The sequence below is a fragment of the Allobosea sp. NPDC055332 genome, assembly GCF_053645455.1.
Genome location: NZ_JBSHMO010000002.1, coordinates 543,297 through 561,525, shown reverse-complemented (window position 1 = coordinate 561,525; position 18,229 = coordinate 543,297). Strand labels below are relative to the sequence as shown.

16 protein-coding genes are annotated in these 18,229 nt (G+C 67.9%); 5 read left to right on the top strand and 11 right to left on the bottom strand.

What is annotated here, in order from left to right; translation table 11 throughout:
• Positions 1-11 precede the first annotated feature (11 nt).
• The gene (locus tag ACWIGM_RS11290) at positions 12-6,161 is read right to left on the bottom strand and encodes an apolipoprotein A-IV repeat region-like domain-containing protein (RefSeq protein ID WP_454026030.1); all 6,150 of its coding nucleotides are present in this window, start codon (positions 6,159-6,161) and stop codon (positions 12-14) included.
• A 261-nt stretch (positions 6,162-6,422) separates the two neighbouring features.
• Between ACWIGM_RS11290 and ACWIGM_RS11285 the strand changes: the two genes are divergently transcribed.
• The gene (locus tag ACWIGM_RS11285) at positions 6,423-6,758 is read left to right on the top strand and encodes an Hpt domain-containing protein (RefSeq protein WP_454026029.1); all 336 of its coding nucleotides are present in this window, start codon (positions 6,423-6,425) and stop codon (positions 6,756-6,758) included.
• Positions 6,759-6,948: 190 nt separating this feature from the next.
• Positions 6,949-7,269, top strand: coding sequence for a 2Fe-2S iron-sulfur cluster-binding protein (locus ACWIGM_RS11280; RefSeq protein WP_454026028.1), 321 nt, complete (start codon positions 6,949-6,951; stop codon positions 7,267-7,269).
• 10 nt (positions 7,270-7,279) lie between these two features.
• On the opposite strand, the gene ACWIGM_RS11275 is transcribed toward ACWIGM_RS11280, so the two are convergent.
• Positions 7,280-8,515 (bottom strand): MFS transporter, encoded by a 1,236-nt coding sequence (locus tag ACWIGM_RS11275; protein ID WP_454026027.1) that lies wholly within the window; start codon positions 8,513-8,515, stop codon positions 7,280-7,282.
• Positions 8,516-8,798: 283 nt separating this feature from the next.
• Between ACWIGM_RS11275 and ACWIGM_RS11270 the strand changes: the two genes are divergently transcribed.
• Complete coding sequence (locus tag ACWIGM_RS11270) at positions 8,799-9,221, top strand: universal stress protein (protein WP_454026026.1); 423 nt, start codon at positions 8,799-8,801, stop codon at positions 9,219-9,221.
• A gap of 6 nt (positions 9,222-9,227) precedes the next feature.
• Here the strand turns inward: ACWIGM_RS11270 and ACWIGM_RS11265 are convergent, their stop codons facing one another.
• Both ACWIGM_RS11265 and ACWIGM_RS11260 read right to left on the bottom strand, forming a co-directional pair.
• The gene (locus ACWIGM_RS11265; RefSeq protein WP_454026025.1) at positions 9,228-9,824 is read right to left on the bottom strand and encodes a hypothetical protein; all 597 of its coding nucleotides are present in this window, start codon (positions 9,822-9,824) and stop codon (positions 9,228-9,230) included.
• A gap of 70 nt (positions 9,825-9,894) precedes the next feature.
• Positions 9,895-11,115: an NAD(P)/FAD-dependent oxidoreductase gene (locus tag ACWIGM_RS11260; protein ID WP_454026024.1), complete on the bottom strand. Its 1,221-nt coding sequence runs from the start codon at positions 11,113-11,115 to the stop codon at positions 9,895-9,897.
• A gap of 108 nt (positions 11,116-11,223) precedes the next feature.
• Between ACWIGM_RS11260 and ACWIGM_RS11255 the strand changes: the two genes are divergently transcribed.
• Positions 11,224-11,904: a GntR family transcriptional regulator gene (locus ACWIGM_RS11255; protein WP_454026023.1), complete on the top strand. Its 681-nt coding sequence runs from the start codon at positions 11,224-11,226 to the stop codon at positions 11,902-11,904.
• Between the two features lie 6 nt (positions 11,905-11,910).
• Here the strand turns inward: ACWIGM_RS11255 and ACWIGM_RS11250 are convergent, their stop codons facing one another.
• Both ACWIGM_RS11250 and ACWIGM_RS11245 read right to left on the bottom strand, forming a co-directional pair.
• Positions 11,911-13,086: a vWA domain-containing protein gene (locus tag ACWIGM_RS11250; RefSeq protein WP_454026022.1), complete on the bottom strand. Its 1,176-nt coding sequence runs from the start codon at positions 13,084-13,086 to the stop codon at positions 11,911-11,913.
• Positions 13,087-13,205: 119 nt separating this feature from the next.
• Positions 13,206-13,478 (bottom strand): HU family DNA-binding protein, encoded by a 273-nt coding sequence (locus tag ACWIGM_RS11245; protein WP_066468590.1) that lies wholly within the window; start codon positions 13,476-13,478, stop codon positions 13,206-13,208.
• A gap of 281 nt (positions 13,479-13,759) precedes the next feature.
• Here ACWIGM_RS11245 and ACWIGM_RS11240 point away from each other — a divergent pair, with 281 nt between their 5' ends.
• Positions 13,760-15,001 (top strand): flavin-dependent oxidoreductase, encoded by a 1,242-nt coding sequence (locus ACWIGM_RS11240; protein ID WP_454026021.1) that lies wholly within the window; start codon positions 13,760-13,762, stop codon positions 14,999-15,001.
• Positions 15,002-15,008: 7 nt separating this feature from the next.
• On the opposite strand, the gene ACWIGM_RS11235 is transcribed toward ACWIGM_RS11240, so the two are convergent.
• The 5 genes from ACWIGM_RS11235 to ACWIGM_RS11215 form a co-directional block, all read right to left on the bottom strand.
• Positions 15,009-15,989 carry a glycerophosphodiester phosphodiesterase family protein gene (locus ACWIGM_RS11235; RefSeq protein ID WP_454026020.1) on the bottom strand — a complete coding sequence of 327 codons (981 nt, stop codon included), beginning with the start codon at positions 15,987-15,989 and terminating at the stop codon, positions 15,009-15,011.
• 61 nt (positions 15,990-16,050) lie between these two features.
• The gene (locus ACWIGM_RS11230) at positions 16,051-16,431 is read right to left on the bottom strand and encodes a PilZ domain-containing protein (RefSeq protein ID WP_454026019.1); all 381 of its coding nucleotides are present in this window, start codon (positions 16,429-16,431) and stop codon (positions 16,051-16,053) included.
• Between the two features lie 99 nt (positions 16,432-16,530).
• Positions 16,531-16,872 carry a hypothetical protein gene (locus ACWIGM_RS11225; RefSeq protein WP_454026018.1) on the bottom strand — a complete coding sequence of 114 codons (342 nt, stop codon included), beginning with the start codon at positions 16,870-16,872 and terminating at the stop codon, positions 16,531-16,533.
• Between the two features lie 170 nt (positions 16,873-17,042).
• Positions 17,043-17,501 (bottom strand): cupin domain-containing protein, encoded by a 459-nt coding sequence (locus ACWIGM_RS11220; RefSeq protein WP_454026017.1) that lies wholly within the window; start codon positions 17,499-17,501, stop codon positions 17,043-17,045.
• Between the two features lie 15 nt (positions 17,502-17,516).
• A complete protein-coding gene (locus ACWIGM_RS11215; RefSeq protein WP_454026016.1) occupies positions 17,517-18,215 on the bottom strand; it encodes an ABC transporter ATP-binding protein in 699 nt (232 codons plus the stop codon).
• Between the last annotated feature and the right edge of the window lie 14 nt (positions 18,216-18,229).

Below are 18,229 nucleotides of genomic sequence, written 5' to 3'. Positions count from 1 at the left end.
AGTGCTGGCTCTTACTCGAACCGGCCGCTGGCATGGGCCAGCATGGTATAGACCTTGCCGGTTTCCGAGGTCAGGTAGGTCTTCGCCACCATCGAGTCGCGGTCGTCCTTGGCAGCTTCGCCGAGCAGGCGCTCGAACTCCTCGATATAGCGGTCGACCGTCTGCTTGAACTCGATGTCGCGACGGTATTTGCGCCGGATCTCGTCGAAGGTCTGCTGGCCCTGCAGCGTGTAGAGCCGGCGGGTGAAGACGTTTCGCTCGCCGCGCTTGTAGCGCTCCCAGAGCTCGACCGCCGCGTCATGGTCGATCATCCGGGCGATATCGACCGACAGCGAATCGAGTTTCTCGATGCTGTGCGCCGTCGGCTTGGCGGCTTCCGGCGCCCGATCGTCGCGCGAGGCACGGCTGAGCAGGTCCGAGAGCCAGCCCGATTTGGCCGGAGCGGGCTCGGCGCGCTGGACCTCGGGCCGCACCGGCTCGGGAGCCGGGGCAGAGCGCGCCTGGGTCTTCGGCTCGGGGCGCGCCGGCTCCGGCGTCGGGTCGATCGAGGCGCGCAGCGGCTCGGTCAGCACCGGTGCACTTTGCACCGCGACGGACGAGGTGGTGACGGCCGGCGTGGGCTGCTGGTAGGCAACCGCCCGCCGCTCGCCCTGCGGGCGTGCGACGTCGCTGCTGCGGCCCGAGCGCGAGACGATCTCGGTCAGCTCGTTGAGCGCCTTGATCTGGTCGGCGACGACGCGGCGCATGGCGGCGGTCGACTCCTGTGTCTCGCGCGGGAGCTCGAGCACGCCCTTCTTGAGTTCGGTGCGGGTCGTCTCGAGCTCGCGATGGATTTCCGCCGACATCGAGCGCATGTCCTCGGCGGCGCTCTGGAAGCGCTCCGTGACCTTGCCGAGCTCGCCGGAGACCTCGTTCACCACCTCCTCATAGGCAGCCCGCAGCGCCTGTGCGGTTGCCTCGCGCTCGCGGCCGCTGGCGGCGCGGATCGAGTCGAACTGCTGGGCGATGGCGCTGCTGGTCGATTCCGCGGCGTCGCTGAGCACGGTGCTGAGCTGGCGGGTACGCGTCTCGGCATTGCTGAGCGATTCATCGAGGAGCGACGAGAAGGAGCGGGTGATCTGCTCGATGTCGTCGGTGCGCGTGGCGATCAGCCCGTGCAGGTGCTCCAGCGACTCCTTGCGGTCGGCGAGGACATTGCCGACGCGCGCCTCGACCTGCTCCAGCCGCTGGGCGACGGCGTTGAGCGCCGCTGCATTGGCCTGCGAGGTCTCGGTCATCGCCGAGCCCTGCTCGTCGATGCGGGAGATCAGCGCCACGGTGTCGCGCAGCGTGCCTTCCGAGTAACCCTTCAGCGCGGTGATCTGGCTCGCGACTTGGTCCGAGGTGCGGTTGGTCTCCTGCACCACCGTCGAGAGCACGTTCTGCAACTCCTCGACACGGCCCGACAGGCTGCCTTCGACCGCTGCGAGGTTCTTGTTCGCGCCGGTGACGATCTGCTGCATCAGCTTGTTGGCCTCGCCGAGGCGGCCCAGCATGCTGCCGAGTTCGCTGCGCAGCTGCTCATTGGTCTTGAGCAGCGCTTCGACCGACTGGTTGGTGCCGCTCTCGATCGTCTCGCGCAGCGCGCCCGAGGCGAGGTCGAGCGCCTGGCTGATCTCGGTGCCGCGCTCGCGCAGGCCGGCGACCACGGAACCGCCGCGGCTTTCGATGTTCTTGACCAGGGCGTCGCCGATGCTGGCGAACTGGCTGGCGAGGGTGGCGCCCTTCTGGCCGAGCGCATCGATCACGCCATTGCCGCGCTCGTCGAACAGCGCGCGGATTTCCTCGGTGCGCGCGGTCAGCGTGGAGTTCATCCCTTCGGATTGCTCCGCCAGCGTACGCGCCAGATGGCGGCTATGCTGGTCGAGCGTGTTCAGCATATCGCCGCCGCGCTCGTCGAACAGGGCGCGCAGCTCCTCCGTGCGGCCGGAGAGGGCGGTGGCGATGCCGTCCGACCGCTCCTGCAGGATCTGGGCGATCTGGCTGCCGCGATGGCCGAGCGCATTGAGGATGCCGCCGCCGCGCTCGTCGAACACGGCGCGCAATTCCTCGGAGCGCTCCGACAACGCGGCCGCGATTCCGTCCGACTTCTCCTGCAGCGTCCGGGCGATCTGGTTGCCCTGCTGATCGAGCAGGCCGACCAGGCCGGAGCCCTTGTCCTCGAACAGGGCGCGCAGCTCGTCGGTGCGGGCGCTGAGCGAGCCGGCGACCGAATCCGCAGTGCCTTGCAGCGTCTCGACGATCTGGTTGCCGCGCTCGTCGAGCAGGGTGATCAGGCCGGCGCCCTTGCCCTCGAACAGGGCGCGCAGCTCCTCGGTACGGTCGCCGAGCGAGCCGGCGATCGAATCGGCCGTGCCCTGCAGGGTTTGGGCGATCTGGCTGCCGCGCGCGTCGAGCGTGCCGGAGACGGTGTCGAGCCGGTTGACGACGCGCTCTTCGAACCGCGCCACGCTCTGGTCGAGCGTGTCGGCGATCTGCAAGGCGCGCCCGCCCAGCGTCGCATTGATGCTGTCGGCCTTCTCGGCGAGCGTCTGCGTGAGCGCCTCGCTCTTGCTGGTGACGATCTCGCCGATCTCGTCGGCCTTGGCGGTGAGCGCACGGGTGACCTCGCGCCCGCCCTCGGCCATGACGCGGGCGATGTCGACCGTGCGTTCGACCAGCGCCTCGTTGAGCGCCGTAGCGCGCGAACCGAGATTGCCGTCGATACGGTCGATGAGCCCGTCGAGCGAGGTCGCGATCTCGGCGCTCTTGGCGCTGGAACGCTCCTCGAAAATCTTGATCTGAGTCTCCATGGCGGCGGCCGCTTCCTGTGTGCGGGCCATCATGGTCTCGGCGGCGTGCTGCGAGCGCTCGCCGATCCGCTCGGCCAGCGCCTGGCCTTCCTCGCCGAGCAGCTTCTCGACCTGGCCGAGGCGCAGCGTCACCGAATCGGTGAAGGAGCGGGCGTCGTTGCCGAGCTTGGCGGCCAGCGTGCCACCACGGGTGACGATGATCTCCTCGAAGGCACCGAGGCGGGCGCCGATCGAGGTTTCGATATCGCGGCCCTGGACGTCAAACAGGCGGTTCAGCGCGTCGTGCTTGCTGGCGAGCGACTCGTTGAGCGCCTGCGAGCGGGCATCGACCGAGCGCAGCAGCGACTCGGCATTGGCGGCGAGGGCCTGGTTGACGCGGCCACCCTGCTGGGTGAGCGCGACCACCACGTCCTTGCCGGTCGCGGCGAGCAGGCTGCTGGCGCGCTCGGCCTCGGTGGTGAAGGTGCCGCGCAATGCGTTCGCAGCTTCGGAGACGCGGTCGGCGATCTCGCGGCCGTCGACATTGATGGCGTCAGAGAGGGCCTTGGTCGCATCGTCGAGGCGCGTGGCCAAAGCCTGGCTCTGCTCGCCGATAAGACCGTGGACCTCGCGACCGGTCGCAGTGAGACCGGCGATGACCGCGTCTCGCTGGGTGCCGAGCAGGGCGCCGACCTCGTCGCCAGCCTGGCCGAGGCGGGCGATGAAGCCGGTGTGCTGGTCGTCGATGACGGATTTCGCGGTCTCGCTGGCGGCCAGGATCTTGGCGGCGAGCGCCTCGCCGGTCTCATCGAGCCGCTGATGCGCGGTCCCGCTGGCTTCGGCCAGGCGGTCGATCAGCGCATTGCCGCGCTCCGCCAGCAGGCCATGGACCGAGCGGCCGACATCGGCGACGCGGGTGACGAGCGCCTGGCTCTGGCCGGAGAGCAGCTCCTGCATGTCCTGGCCGGTCGCGATCACGCGGCCGCTGAGCGCCTCGCCCTCGGCGATGAGCAGGTTGCGCACGCTGGCGCCGGCATCGGTGAGCTGCGTCACCAGCGTCTCGCGCTGGTCGCCGATCGCGGTGTGGACCTCGGTGCCGACATCCGACAGGCGCGCGACCAGGTTGTCGCCGCGCTCGCCGATGGTGGCGTGGACCTCGCGCGCGACTTCCGACAGCCGGGCGATGAGCCCGTCGCCGCGCTCGCCGATCGCTGCTTCGACGTCGCGACCGGCATGGGCGACGCGGGCGACGATACCCTCGGCGCGGTCGCCGAGCGTGCGATGAATCTCTTCGGTGCTGTCGGACAGCCTGGCGACGAGGCTATCGCCGCGCTCGCCGATCACGGTCTCGACGCTGCGGCCGGCATCGGCCACGCGTGCGACGATGGTATCGGCGCGCTCGCCGATCGCGTGCTCGACGCTCTGGCCGATCTCGGCCATGCGCAGCACCAGTCCGTCGCCACGCTCGCCGATCGCCTCCTGCAGGCGCTGCCCGGTCTCGGAGAGACGGCCGACCAGATGGTCGCCCTGCTCGCCGATCGTGCTGCGCACCTCATGGCCGAGATCGGAGAGGCGGGTGACGAGGCTGCTGGCCTCCTCGGAGAACAGGCTGTGCACGGTCGCGCCGACGGCGGAGATCCGCGCGGTCAGCTCCTCGCCGCGCTCGCCGATCAGGCTGTGCAGGCCCTTACCGGCCTCGTCGAAGCGCAGGGTGATCGAATCGGTCTTCTCGCGCAGCAGGTTGTCGACGGTCTGGACGGTGCCCTCGAGCTTCTCGACCAGCGTCTCGCCCTGGCTGGCGATCAGGCCGTGGACGGTGTCGCCGGCCTCCTGGATGCGGTTGACGACGAGTTCGTTCTGCTTGCCGAGCAGCATGTGCACGCCGCGGCCGACCTCGGCGAGGCGGGTGGTGACGCTCTCGCCCTCGCTGCTGATCGAACTGCGCAGCGACTCGCCGGTCTCGGTCAGGCGCAGGGTCAGGCTGTTGCTTTGGGTGTCGAAGAGGTCGACCAGCGTGCGGCCGCTCTGCTCGAAGCGCTCGGCGACGGTGGCGCCGCGCTGCGTGATCTCCTGGGCGAGGTTGTCGCCGGTGCTGCGCAGCGTCTCATTGACGGTCTCGGCCCGGCTCGCCAGCGACTCGACGACTTGGGCGCCGGTCTCGCTGATGGCGCGGGTGACGTCGCGGGCGCCGGCGGTCAGGCCCTCGGTGAGCACGGCGCCGGTGCGCTCCAGCGAGCCCGCGATCTCCTGGGCGCGGTTGTCGAGCACGGCCGTCACCGACTGGCTCGCATTCGTCATGCGCTCGCTGACATCGTGCGAGGTCGATTGCAGGCGCTCCACGAGATCGTTGCCGCGGCCGCTGATCTCGTCGACCATGCGCTCGCCGGCATGGCCGAGCGCCAGGGTGATCTGGTCGCCCTTGTCGGTCAGGCGCGAGGTGACACGCTCGCCGGCCTCGGCCACCGCCTCGGAGATCGAGCGGCTGGCGGTCTCCAGATCCTTGGTGATGCTCTCATGCGCGCCGCTGATCGCGAATTTCACGCGTTCGGCGTTGCCGACGACGGATTCGCGCTGGGTCACCAGCTCGTCGATCAGCGAGCGCAGCCGGATCTCGTTGTCGGCATAGGCGCGTTCGAGCGTCGCGATCTCGCCGCGCACGATGGTCTCGAGTTCGCCGGCGCGAGCGACGGCACGCTCGATGCCGTCGCCCATGGCGGCGACCTCGCGGCGGATGGTCTGGCTGAGCGACAGCACGGAATCCGTCGCCACCACCTCCGGCTCGGCCAGGCGCAGCGCGACCTCGGTCATCGCGCGCGAGACCAGCCGCATCTCCTGGGTCCGGCGATAGAGCGCCGCCAGCACGAAGAAGAATACCACCGGCGTGCCGGCGCCGAGCGCCAGCAGCGCCCATTGTCCCGGGCCCCAGGCAGCCATGCCGGCCGGCAGACCGTCGGTGAACGAGCCGTAGCGGCTGACCAGTGTGAAGCCGACCCCGCCTGCCCAGACGAGGGTGGCCAGGGCCGCGAGCCAATAGGGCCTGCCGGAGGGGCGCACGGCGAAGGCCTGGACGAGCGAGGACGAATCCCGGCGGTCGTCATTGGCGACGCGGCTGGTATCCGGGGCGATCGCGGGACGGGATGGGGCGGGAAGCGGCTCGGGCGCGGTCTCGGCGCTGGCCGGTGCGCTTTCGACGCGCGGAAGCTCGATCTTGAGCTCGTTTTCCGCAGTCGACGGCAACCGCGGCTCGGAGGGGGGCTCGCCCTCGCTCTTCGACGGATCGAGCCTCAGCGCCTCCTCGATCGCCGACATCGCTGCTTCGGTCGGATCCTGGAGCTTGTTTTGCCGGGTCATGAATGCCGCCTCGCTACGCTACTTGCGACGGGCGGAGATGTCCGCCGCAGAGCGGGAGCCGGCAGCCTCCAGCCGGATCCCTCAAGCGACACGACGCCCATCGTTTACTGTCTCGAAGGGTAGTTGAGGCAAGCAGTGATTGAAACCCGTTTGAGCGTCTGATTCACAAACGTCGTTAACGCCTCATTCACCATAACGGCGCTTCATCAGGGGTCAGAAGGCTGCATGCGTTCCGCAGCTTGAGAGAAAACCGAGTTCCCCATGCCCCAGACTGCCATCGATCTCGTGCATCTGTCCCGCCAGACCGGTGGCGATGCCGAGCTGGAGCGCGAGCTGCTGACGCTGTTCGCCCAGCAATGCGCCCGCCACTTGCGCGCCATCCATGCCGGTGATGCCAACGCTCGCCGCGACGCCGCCCATACCCTGAAAGGGGCTGCCCGCGCGGTCGGCGCCTGGCAGGTGGCGGAGGCTGCCGACCGGATCGAGCAGCAGCTCGGCCAGGCCGGCGAGGCGCCGCGCGAGGACGCGCTGGACGCCCTGACGCTTGCAGCCGCCGAGGCGCGCGCCGTGATCTCGCGGCTCGACTGCGCGGCCTGACGCCGCTGCATTCGGCGCAGGCGACATCGCCGTTTCGCGCGCTTTCGAAATCTTCTAGAGATGCGGTGTCCGCGAGCCCCTCGCTGACATCGTTCCCCTCGCGAACCTGCCCGTGGCCCGCCAGGAAGCCCGGCCGGTTCCTCCTGATCGCGCCAGCCGCGCAGCCGTCGCCAGGCGGCCGGAGTTCACGATGCCGAAGATCACTTACATCGACGCCCAGGGCACCAGCCGCACGGTCGAGGGCGAGACGGGCTCGACCGTGATGGAGGTCGCGGTGCGCAATGGCGTGCCGGGCATCGAGGCCGAATGCGGCGGCGCCTGCGCCTGCGCCACCTGCCATGTCTATGTCGACGAGGCCTGGACCGAAAAGACGGGACATGCCGAGCCGATGGAAGAGGACATGCTCGACTTTGCCTTCGACGTCCGCCCGAACTCGCGCCTGTCCTGCCAGATCAGGGTGCGTGACGAGCTCGACGGCCTCATCGTGCGTACGCCAGCGCGCCAGGGCTGACTGGACGTCGCTATTCCGCCGCTGCAGGCGCCGGAACGACAAGCGTCGTCTCGTGGCCGGGGGCCGGGTGGCGCGGCACCAGCAGCGACAGGCTGAGCGAGACGCTCGCCACCGCAGCCCCGATATAGAAGACGATCGCCGGGTCGCGCAGCCAGATCAGGCCGAAGGTGATCGGCAGGAACACTGCGGCGATGTGGTTGATGGTGAAGGCGACCGCGGAGGTCGGCGCGATGTCGGCGGGATCGGCGATCTTCTGGAAATAGGTGCGCTGGGCCAGGACGAGCGTGAAGAAGACGCCGTCGACGATGAAAAGAGCGCCGGCGACGAGCGCGCCTGCTGCCCCGAACTGGCCGTGGCTGGCGAGCGCATAGCCGACGAAGACGGCGATCAGCGAGATATTCTCGAGCTGGATCGTCGCCCGCTCGCCGACCTTGCCGACGAGATGGCCGAGCAGCGGGCCGGCGAACATGTTGATGCCATAGGTCACCAGCAGCAGCGTCGCGGTCGCGGCGACGTCGTAGCCGAAGCGCTCGACCAGGAGGAAGCCGCCGAAGGCCATGAAGATCTGCCGGCGCGCGCCCGACATGAAGGTCAGGGCGTAATAGAGCCAGTAGCGCTTGCGCAGGACGAAGCCCTTGTTTTGCGGCACCACGCCCTCGAAGCGCGGGAAGAGCAGCATAGCGGCGGCCGTCAGCGCCATGGTGAGAAGGCCGGCGCCGAGAAAGACGTGGACGTAGCTTGGCTGCCAGAGGCGCCAGATCAGCGCGATCGAGCCGAAGGCGATGAGCTGCGCCACTGCCGAGGCGCCGGCGATCTTGCCGAGCAGCCGCGGCGCCTCCGACTTGGGCAGCAGCTGCAATTGCAGCGATTGCTGCGCCGTCTCGTAATAATGGAAGCCGAGCGACATGATCGTCGTCGTCAGCAGGAGGCCGCCGAGGCTGGGGAAATACCCGGTCAGCGCCACGCCGAGGCCGAGCGTCAGCAGGCTGAGATAAGCCAGCATCTGCTCGCGCATGATCCAGAACAGGATGATGGCGGTGAAGGCCAGGAAGCCGGGGATCTCGCGGACCGATTGCAGGATGCCGATGTCCTGCCCGGTGAAGCCGGCCGCTTCCTTGGCGAAGTTGTTCAGGAGCGCGCTCCAGCTGGCGTACCCGAGCCAGTTGAGGAACGCGAGCACCATCAAGAAAGCTGCCGGCGAGGCGAGCAGGCCCTGGCGCGGGGCTGGGGAGGCGGCTTCGCTCATCATATCCACCGGAAAAAACAGCGCCCGGCGCAAGGCATGGCGGCGGACTGTCGGGTTCCGCGCCGCTGCCGTCAAATTCCTTCGCCGTCTGCCAGGCATGCGCCGGCCTGATTGATCGACCGCAAGGACACCGATGCCTTCGCTGGCGATGATCGCGGCACCGGAGCAGCTCGCGACGACGCGAGGCTCTTCCCTTGGAGGAATATGCTCCGACATACTGTGTAGGCGTCGGTGCCGATCGTTCGACCATGCGGCCGGGCGGACCACGCCGGAGGAGGGTGCGATGTACAAATCGATTCTGGTACCGGTCGATCTCGCCGAGGCGGAGCTGGCAGGCCCGGCCATCACCGCAGCCGAAGGCTTCGCTGCCCAGTCGGACGGTTCGATCAGGCTGGTCTTTGTCCGCTCGCTGGTGCCGATCACCTATATGGAATTCGTGCCGGCCGACTTCGACGCCGGCCAGCAATCTGAATCCGAAGCCAAGCTCGCCGAGATCGCCGCCAAGGTGAACCTGCCGGCCGAGCGCGTCTCGGCCAAGGTCCTGGTCGGCTCGGTCCATGGCGAGGTGCTGGCCGAGGCCGACGCCAGCGGCGCCGATCTGATCGTCATCGGCTCGCACGAGCCCGGCATGCTGGCCTATGTGATCGGCTCGAACGCCTCGACCATCGTGCGCCGGGCGAAGTGCTCGGTGCTGGTCGTCAGATAGCCGACCTCAAACCGCCTGCCGGCCCGGGACGAGATCGTCAGGGACCTCGCCGCTCGCGAGGTCTCGCGGGCGGTTGAGCCGGACCATCGGCCAGACCTGCCAGAAGGAGGCCGCTGCGAGCACGAGCCCCAGCCCCGCGGCGGCGGTGGCGCCCTGCTGGAAGGCGCGCAGGCTGAAAAAGGTCAGCATGACCATCGCGCCGCCGCCGGCGAGCGCCAGCGCCAGCCAGAGCAGATAGGGCTTGCCGGCGAGGAAGCGCGCTTTCGGATTGGCGCGCGCGATCGCCGCGGACAGTGCCGAGACGAAGCTGTGATAGCGCGCATCGTCGCGGTCGATGTCGGTGAGCGAGCGCCAGGACAGGTTGCCGAAAGTGATCGTCTTGCCGTCGCTGAGCCGTAGCTGGGTGCGGAAGCCCTTCGATGAGACATTGCTCGGCGCATAGATGAAGCGCACCTGCTCGACGGCCGAGAGCCTGACCTGGTCGACCTTGCGGGTCGAATCGATCTCCAGCACCTCGCCCTTGAGCCGGTAGGCGATCTCGAAGCCGATCGGCCGCGGCCGCTGGCGCCAGAAGGGCAGGGTGGTGTCGTCGTCGGCTTGCATGGCTGCGACGCTTAGCGGGTCGGCATCTCCTCCGCTAGATGCGCCGGGCGCCAGGTTCGCGGCCGGCGCGCTAGGCTCCCCAGCCGGCGAAACGATCGGGCCGCAGCCACGCCTGCTCGGGATTGCCGTCACCCGACAGCACGGCCTCGACCAGCCAGCGCGCCGTCGCCGGCGCCGCGTGCATGCCGATCGACCCCAGCCCGCCATGGATGAACAGGCCTTCGATCGCGGTCTTGCCCGCGACCGGCAGGCCGTCGGGGAGCATCGGCCGGTTGCCGGGATAGACATTCCTGACCGGTGGCGTCCCGAGGCCGGGCAACATGCGTAGCGTTCGCTGCGCGATCCGGCTCGCCATGTCGGTATTGCGCAGGAGGTCACGGAAGGCCGGCTGGAGCGAAGCGCCGAGGCGCGCGTCTCCACCCTGCATCGGATTCAGGCAGATCGCTTCGACCATCGGCCGGTCGTCGCGCTGGTCGGCGACATCCGCGAGGCCGCCGAGATCCATCCTCCGGCCGAGCTCCTCCTGGCCCGGCCAGGTCAACTCCTCGACGATCCAGGGCAGTTCGAAATCGAGCTTGCCGAGCTGGATCAGCCAGCCGCGCCCGGCAGTGAAGGGCAGGCCGGGAAGCGGCCCATCCCCCACGGTCCGCCGCAGCAGGTCCGACATCCACAAGCCGTTGGCGATGAAGACGAGATCGGCGGGAATGATGCCCTGGTCAGTAAGGACGCCCTGGACCTTCCCACCACGCGAATGGATCTGGGCGACGCGCAGGCCGGTCCGGATCGTGGCGCCGGCCTCGCGGGCGGCGTGCGCGAAGGCGTGCGTCGCGCCCATCGGCTCCAATGTCCAGGCGCGGTCGACGGAATAGGCTCCTGCCACCCTGAAGCCGATCCGCGGATAGTCCCTCGCCAGCTCCGCGCCCGACAGCTTCTCCATCGCCACGCCGGCTGCACGGTAGCGCTCCGCGGCGGCCGCGGCCTGCTCGAAGCTGGCCTCGTCCTCGGAGATGAGCAGATGGCCGATGCGGCCGAATTCGAACGGCACCGGCCCGTCGGCGAGCTCGGCGTAGATCCCGGCACAGGTGTCGAGCAGCTCGACCACTGGCCTCTCCGGGCCGCTCAGCAGGGTTCCCGTGTTTCGGCCTGAGGACTCTGCGGCGATCATGCTCTGCTCGATCACGACCGTTTTCACGCCTCTGGTCGCGAGCTCGTAGGCGAGCGTGCATCCGGCGATACCGCCGCCGATGACCACGGCGTCGATGGGTTTGGTCGCGCTGCGCTGGTCTGACATGGCAATCTCCTCCAAAGGTCCGTACACTGGTATTCTCGTATACGAGTATACTTATATCCGGAACGGTGCGCCTCTGCTAGACCTGCCGGGTGAACGGGAGGACGTCGCTTGCTCGGACTGGCCGAAGCGCTGAAGCAGAAGCCGCAGACCGTGGCGGAGCAGGTTGCCGGCGTTCTGCGCGAAGCCATCGCGGATGGAAGCCTGGCGGCGGGAACCACGCTCCGTCAGGACGATCTGGCCGAGCAGTTCGGCTTCAGCCGGATGCCGGTCCGTGACGCGCTGCGTCAGCTTGAGGCGGAAGGCCTCGTCTCGATCCATCCGACCAAGGGCGCGCACGTCGCCGCGATGGACGGGGTCGAGATCGCCGAAATCTATGCGCTGCGCGAGCTACTCGAATGCGAAGCGCTGCGCCTTTCGGTCCCTGCCATCGCAGCGGCGAAACTCGACGAGGCGGACGATGTGCTGCGGCGCATCGATGCCGAGCCGGATGTGGGCAGGTGGGGCGCCTTGAACAGGGCCTACCACCTTGCCCTGTACAGCGCCTGCGGCAATGGCCGGCTGCTGACCATGATCGACGCACACCACAATGCCGCCGATCGCTATGTCCGCATCCTGCTGTCGAACTTCGACTATCGCAGCCGTTCCCAGGCCGAGCACAGGGATCTGCTCGCGGCTTGCCGGCAGCGCGATGCGGGCAGGGCGGTTCACGTCCTGCGTCAGCATCTGGTCGAGGGCAGCCAGACCCTCGTCGCGGCCATCGAAGAGCGCGCCCGGGCGGCCAAGCGCTGACTAGCGCTACCGCGTCAGCGCCTTCATCGCTCCATCCAGGCCGTCGAGCGTCAGCGGGAACATCCGCCCGCCCATCAGCCCGCCGATCTGGCGGATCGACTGGGTATAGCCCCACAGATGCTGCTGCACCGGGTTGAGCCACACCGATTTCGGGAAACGCTCGGTCAGTCGCCGCATCCAGACCTCACCGGTCTCCTCGTTCCAGTGCTCGACCGAGCCGCCGGGCATGGCGACCTCATAGGGGCTCATCGAGGCGTCCCCGACGAAGACGAGGCGATAATCGGCCGGATAGGTGCGCAGCACGTCGAAGGTCGGGATGATCTCGTCGTGGCGGCGCCGATTCTCCTTCCAGACCCGCTCATAGGGGCAGTTGTGGAAGTAGAAGTGCTCGAAATGCTTGAACTCGGCCCGCGCCGCCGAGAACAGCTCCTCGGCCAGCTCGATATGCCAGTCCATCGAGCCGCCGACATCGAGGAAGAGCAGCACCTTGACCGCATTGTGCCGCTCGGGCCGGAGCTTGACGTCGAGATAGCCGTGCTTGGCCGTCTCGGTGATGGTCTGGTCGAGGTCGAGCTCTTCGGCCGCGCCGGTGCGGGCGAATTTGCGCAGGCGGCGCAGCGCGATCCGCAAGTTCCGCACGCCGAGCTCGCGCGTGTCGTCGAAATCCTTGAACTCGCGCTTGTCCCAGACCTTCACCGCCCGGAAATTGCGGTTCTTGTCCTGGCCGATGCGCACGCCTTCGGGATTGTAGCCATAGGCGCCATAGGGCGAGGTACCGGCGGTGCCGATCCATTTCGAGCCACCTTGATGGCGGCCCTTCTGCTCGGCGAGGCGCTGCTTCAGCGTCTCGAGCAGCTTCTCCCAGCCGAGGGCTTCGAGTTGAGCCTTCTCCTCGTCGGTGAGGAATTTCTCGGCGAGCTTGCGCAGCCATTCCTCGGGAATGCCGGCCTGCTCGAAGGCCTCGCCCAGGGTCTCGACGCCCTTGAAGACTTCGGCGAAGACGCGGTCAAAGCGGTCGAGATGGCGCTCGTCCTTCACCAGGCAGGTGCGGGCGAGATAGTAGAACTCGTCGACGCGGTATTCGGCGAGGTCGGCCTCGACGCCTTCCAGCAGCGCGAGATATTCGCGCAGGGTCACCGGGACCTTGGCGGCGCGCAGATCGGTGAAGAGGCGGAGGAACATCGCGCTACTGTGGCCAGCAGCGTCTTAAGGTCAAGCTGCGGCGGCCTAGGGCCGGTCCCGATCAAGCTGCGAGGCAGGCTGGTCGGATCCGGCTCTGGGCCGCCGCGGTCCGACAAGGCTCAGGCGACGGCGTCGGCCAGATCCTTGGTGACCTTGAACTTCACGACCGTCTTGGCCGGAACCTTGATCGTCGCGCCGGTCGACGGGTTGCGAGCCTCGCGGGCTTCGCGCTTGGCAGCGGCGAGCTTGCCGATGCCGCCGAGCGTCACGTCGCCGCCCGACTTCAGCGTCTTGGCAACCACGCCGGCGAGCGAGCCGAGAATGGCCGAGACATCGGCCTTGGTCTTGCCCGTCTCGTCAGCGATCGCGGCGATCAGTTCGTTCTTGGTCATGAAAACCTCCTGAGACCAATTCTGTTTAAATTGACGTCACGCCGAACCCCAACGGGCTTCGGCGCGTCGCGGCGAATCGACGCGCTATCGCGCACGAGTTCGCCATTTGCCATGCCTGCCGCCGGAACACGACGGCATCGGCCGTACATACGCACAGCAATCGGCTTCGTTCCTGTCAAAAGCCGCGAAATTGGGGCGGTTTTCACCAGCTTTGTGGAGCGATTGACAAGTTGCCCGTAATTATTTGAAGCTTGAAATAATTCAGGGGAGCGGAACGCGGCATGAAGGCCATCATCATCGGCGGCGGCATCGGGGGGCTGTCACTGGCCCTGATGCTGCACGCGCGCGGCATCGCCGCGACCGTCTACGAGCAGGCGAGCGAGATTCGCGAGGTCGGCGTCGGCATCAACACGCTGCCGCATGCGATCCGGGAACTGGCCGAGCTCGGCCTGCTGCCGGCGCTGGACGCGGTGGCGATCCGCACGCGCGAACTGATCTATATGAACCGCTTCGGCCAGACCGTCTGGCGCGAGCTGCGCGGCCTGCACGCGGGCGCCCCGGTGCCGCAGTTCTCGATCCATCGCGGCAGACTCCAAAGCGTGATTCGCGACGCTGTGATCGAGCGGCTGGGCGTCGATGCGATTCGCACCGGCCGGCGCCTGCAGGGCTTCCTGCAGGACGAGGGCGGCGTGACCGCGCATTTCGCCGATGCGAAGCTGGGCGAGGGTGGCGAGACGGCACGAGCCGACATCCTGATCGGCGCCGACGGCATCCACTCGACGGTGCGCGCGCACTACTTCCCGAACCAGGGCGGACCGCGCTGGAATGGCGTCCAGATGTGGCGCGGCGCCTGCGACTGGCCGGCCTTTCTCGATGGCGAGAGCATGATCATCGCCGGCGGCATGGCCGGCAAGCTGGTGCTCTACCCGATCGCCGAAGGCAGGAAGCAGGGCACGCGCCTGACCAACTGGGTCGTCAATGTGCGTACCGGCGACCCGGCCAAGCCGCCGCCGAAGGAGGCCTGGTCTAAGGCCGGCCGGCTCGAGGACGTGCTGCCCTTCGCCAAGCGCTTCACTGTACCCGGGGTCGACATCCTCGCCTTGATCCAGGCGAGTGGGACTTTCTGGGAGTATCCGATGTGCGACCGCGACCCGCTGCCGCGCTGGACCCATGGCCGGGTGACGCTGCTCGGCGACGCCGCCCATCCGATGTACCCGGTCGGCTCCAATGGGGCTTCGCAGGCGATCCTCGATGCACGTTGCCTCGCCGACCTCCTGGTCAAGGCCGAGCACCCGCGCCATGCGCTCGCCGCTTATGAGGCGCAGCGCCTGCCGGCGACAGCCGAGATCGTCGCGATGAACCGCGCCGGCGGGCCCGAGCGCGTCATCGACGCCGTCGAGGCGCTCGCTCCCAACGGCTTCGACGATGTCGAGCGTGTCCTGCCCTATGGCAAGCGCGAGCAGATCGTGAAGGCCTATGCCGGCAAGGCTGGCTTCTCGGCGGCGCAGCTGGCGAAAAGCTGAGGCCGCCTCAGCGCTGCCCGGTTCGCACCAATGGCGCGATCCGGTCGATCCGGTTGGTCCAGATGCCGGGGACCGGTCGCTCGAGGGCAGTCAGCTCCTCGGCCCGGTCGATCCCGGCGGAGCCGTCGCCGCCGACCAGCGGGCCGGCGACGATGACCTCGTTGCCCGCGGCGCGCATCCGGGCCGTGAACCGCGCCGGCCAGCCCCAGATCCAGCGTGTGTAGTTGGACGGGATCAGCAGCAGCTGGCGTTCGCAGGATTGTGGCGTCAGCCCGGCCCAGCCCAGCGCGAGATGGTGGATGAGGCAGCGCTTCTCCGCCTCCTTGGACATGGTTCGCAGGGTCGGGATGCGCTCGCGCAGTGCCGTGATCGGCCGGTCGCCGCCATAGGCCATCAGCAGGGACCGTTGCGCCGGAGGGAGCTTGAGCAGGCGCTCCGCCAGCATCTCGCCCTCGCGCGGATCGTTGCTCTTGACGTTGATCAGCAGGCGCCGATCGGGAAAGCGCGCCAGCACCTCGTCCAGCGACGGCATCAGGCCGATGCCCTTGCCACGGAACGGATAGGTCTTGCCGCCATCGGCCGTATAGCCATGGCCGATGTCGAGCGCCTTGAGCTCGGCCAGGGTTCTCTCGCGGGTGACGCCCGTACCGTTCGTCCGGCAGTCCAGGGTCCAGTCATGGATCACCGCGAACCGCCCGTCGGTGGTCGGGTGGATGTCGAACTCGACGATGTCGGCGCCCGCGGCGAAAGCCGCGTCCATCGAAGCAATGGTGTTCTCGAGATAGGAGTGCTCCGGCGGATTGATCCGGCTCGCCGTGCAAGTCGTGTCTGTGACGCCGCTCGATGGGTAGGTCTGTGCCAGCCCGCGATGCGCCAGCAAGACCGGGCGCTCCGTCGAGGCCGAGGCCAGGAGCGAGGTGTTTTGCACGAAGGCGGTGATGCCCAAAGCCGCGGCCACAGCGCCGGTGGCAAGCCAGAATCGTTTCATCGCTATCCCCTCGAAGAGGGCGCGATGTCGGAGTCGAAAGCCGGCGAAATTCAGCCGGAACTCAGGCGCCTTCCGTCAGCTCGACGATGCGCGCCTTCAGGGCTGCGTTCTCCTGTTCGAGCCGGCGCAGGCGTCGCACCAGATCGAGCGGGATCGGCGCATTGTCCTGTTCGGCCACCGTGGCGAAGGCGACGCCTATGCGTTCGCGCTCGCGCCAGCGGCTGCGCACCATCCGGCTCTCGCGCTTGAGCGGGAAGTAGAGCTCGAATCGCTCGGGCAGGGTCACGCTGTGCGGGAAGATCAGTAGCGCCCCGTCTTCCGACAGGTTGCGGATCAGGCAATCCAGCGTCGACTGGCGCTGGTTGAAGATGGCCCTGCCGCCGATGAAGGTTCGGGTGCGGACTGCCTGGCGACGTTCGGTGTAGGCGGGCGTGACGGGCATGGTCCAGGCACCTGTTCTAGCTCAGGTTGCAACCATGCCCGCGAAAGCTCGCGGTTGCAGCAGTAAGCTTTGCTTAACCTTAATTGTGGCGCCGCGATCTCAACGCCAGTCGGGCCCGTAGCCGCCATCATAGCCGCGCCGGCCATAGTAGTCGCGCCGGCGGTAGTAGCCGTCGTCGTAGTCACGACCACGTGAGTAGCGATAGTCCTGGCCGTAGGCGCCGATCTGGCCGCGCGGACCGCTGATCGGGTAGCAGCCGCGCCGGTCACAGCCACTCTTCGTGTAGACGCCGGTGCGCAGGTCGATGCAGCTGTTCTGATCGCAGCGCATCTGCACCTGCTCAATCGGCGAGGCGACAGGAGCGGGCGCCGCCAGGGGCATCGCCACGGCTGCGCTGGCGGCGAACAGCGGAAGGGCAAGGGCGAACAGGGCAGTTTTCATGGAAACCTCCTCTGCAGATGGTTCCATTTTGCCGCAAGGCGGATGAACGCAGGCTGCATGATGGGCAGACGGCACACACTGCTCCATCATGCGATTCGGCATCTGCACGCCGAACCGCTCGTCGCCACAGGATCATGTGGACCGCTACCCGTGTGGAGCAGTCGCGGCCGTCACGCACCGTCGGGCGGAGGCGGCAGGAAGTCGATCTCGTAGCGCGCCGACAGGGTGACGACCTCGGCCGGGTTCTGCTCCTTCATCGAATGGATCGCCCAGAACAGGTCGTAGAGCCGTCCGGTCGGCGCGACCCAGAACAGGCACTTCACGGTGGACTCGCTCTTGTTGAACAGCCCGTGCGGGATGTTGCGCGGCAGCTTGATCAGATCGCCTGGCAGGGCATGCGATTCCTGGCCGTCGAGCACGAGGTCGAGCCGGCCCTCGAGCATGTAGATGAACTCGTCCTGGGTCGGATGGATGTGCGGCGGCACGAAGGTGCCGGGCGGGAAAGTGGCGTGCCAGGAGAAGCTGTCCTCGCTCAGCATCTTCGGCACATAGGTCTGGCCGAGGATGTTCCAGGAGATCGCGTCGATCCCCTCATTGGCCTTGGTCACGCCGGCGGTGAGTGGTTTCATCCTCGGTCTCCTTCTTCAAAGATGCAGGAAGCGGTCCTTGACCGCACTGTCGCTGCGCAGATCGTCGCTGCTGCCGCGCCAGGCGACGCGACCCTTTTCCAGCACGACATGCCGGTCTGCGATCCTGGCGAGTGCATCGACATTCTTGTCGATGACGAGGATCGACTCGCCCTCGGCCTTCAGCGCCGACAGGCAGGACCAGATCTCCTGCCTGATGATCGGCGCCAGCCCCTCGGTCGCTTCGTCGAGGATGACGAGCTTGGGATTGGTCATCAAGGCGCGGCCGATCGCCAGCATCTGCTGCTCACCGCCGGACAGCTGGTTGCCGCGATTGGCTTTGCGCTCCCTGAGGCGCGGTAAGAAGGCGTAGACGCGCTCCAGCGTCCAGCGTGCCGGGCCGAAGCGGCTGGCGGCGGTGGCGATCAGGTTCTCCTCGACCGAGAGCGTCGGGAAGACCTGCCGCCCCTCCGGGACGAGGCCGATTCCGGCCTGCGCCAGCCGGAAGGGCGCGCTGCCGGTGAGATCGACGCCACCGAAGCTGACGCGGCCGGCGCGCGGCCGGATCAACCCCATGATGGCGCGCACCGTCGTGGTCTTGCCCATGCCGTTGCGGCCGAGCAGGGTCACGACCTCGCCGGCCCCGACCGAAAGATCGACGCCGAACAGGATCTGCGCCTCGCCATAGCCCGCATCGAGGTTTTCGACCGTCAGCATGACGACCTCCAGAG

Excerpts from the sequence above, each read along its gene's own strand:
- ACWIGM_RS11290 (WP_454026030.1), bottom strand. The coding sequence starts at position 6,161 with ATGACCCGGCAAAACAAGCTCCAGGATCCGACCGAAGCAGCGATGTCG.
- ACWIGM_RS11270 (WP_454026026.1), top strand. The coding sequence starts at position 8,799 with ATGTACAAATCGATTCTGGTACCGGTCGATCTCGCCGAGGCGGAGCTG.
- ACWIGM_RS11240 (WP_454026021.1), top strand. The coding sequence starts at position 13,760 with ATGAAGGCCATCATCATCGGCGGCGGCATCGGGGGGCTGTCACTGGCC.
- ACWIGM_RS11265 (WP_454026025.1), bottom strand. The coding sequence starts at position 9,824 with ATGCAAGCCGACGACGACACCACCCTGCCCTTCTGGCGCCAGCGGCCG.
- ACWIGM_RS11275 (WP_454026027.1), bottom strand. The coding sequence starts at position 8,515 with ATGAGCGAAGCCGCCTCCCCAGCCCCGCGCCAGGGCCTGCTCGCCTCG.
- ACWIGM_RS11230 (WP_454026019.1), bottom strand. The coding sequence starts at position 16,431 with ATGCCCGTCACGCCCGCCTACACCGAACGTCGCCAGGCAGTCCGCACC.
- ACWIGM_RS11215 (WP_454026016.1), bottom strand. The coding sequence starts at position 18,215 with ATGCTGACGGTCGAAAACCTCGATGCGGGCTATGGCGAGGCGCAGATC.
- ACWIGM_RS11260 (WP_454026024.1), bottom strand. The coding sequence starts at position 11,115 with ATGTCAGACCAGCGCAGCGCGACCAAACCCATCGACGCCGTGGTCATC.
- ACWIGM_RS11250 (WP_454026022.1), bottom strand. The coding sequence starts at position 13,086 with ATGTTCCTCCGCCTCTTCACCGATCTGCGCGCCGCCAAGGTCCCGGTG.
- ACWIGM_RS11220 (WP_454026017.1), bottom strand. The coding sequence starts at position 17,501 with ATGAAACCACTCACCGCCGGCGTGACCAAGGCCAATGAGGGGATCGAC.
- ACWIGM_RS11225 (WP_454026018.1), bottom strand. The coding sequence starts at position 16,872 with ATGAAAACTGCCCTGTTCGCCCTTGCCCTTCCGCTGTTCGCCGCCAGC.
- ACWIGM_RS11280 (WP_454026028.1), top strand. The coding sequence starts at position 6,949 with ATGCCGAAGATCACTTACATCGACGCCCAGGGCACCAGCCGCACGGTC.
- ACWIGM_RS11245 (WP_066468590.1), bottom strand. The coding sequence starts at position 13,478 with ATGACCAAGAACGAACTGATCGCCGCGATCGCTGACGAGACGGGCAAG.
- ACWIGM_RS11285 (WP_454026029.1), top strand. The coding sequence starts at position 6,423 with ATGCCCCAGACTGCCATCGATCTCGTGCATCTGTCCCGCCAGACCGGT.
- ACWIGM_RS11235 (WP_454026020.1), bottom strand. The coding sequence starts at position 15,989 with ATGAAACGATTCTGGCTTGCCACCGGCGCTGTGGCCGCGGCTTTGGGC.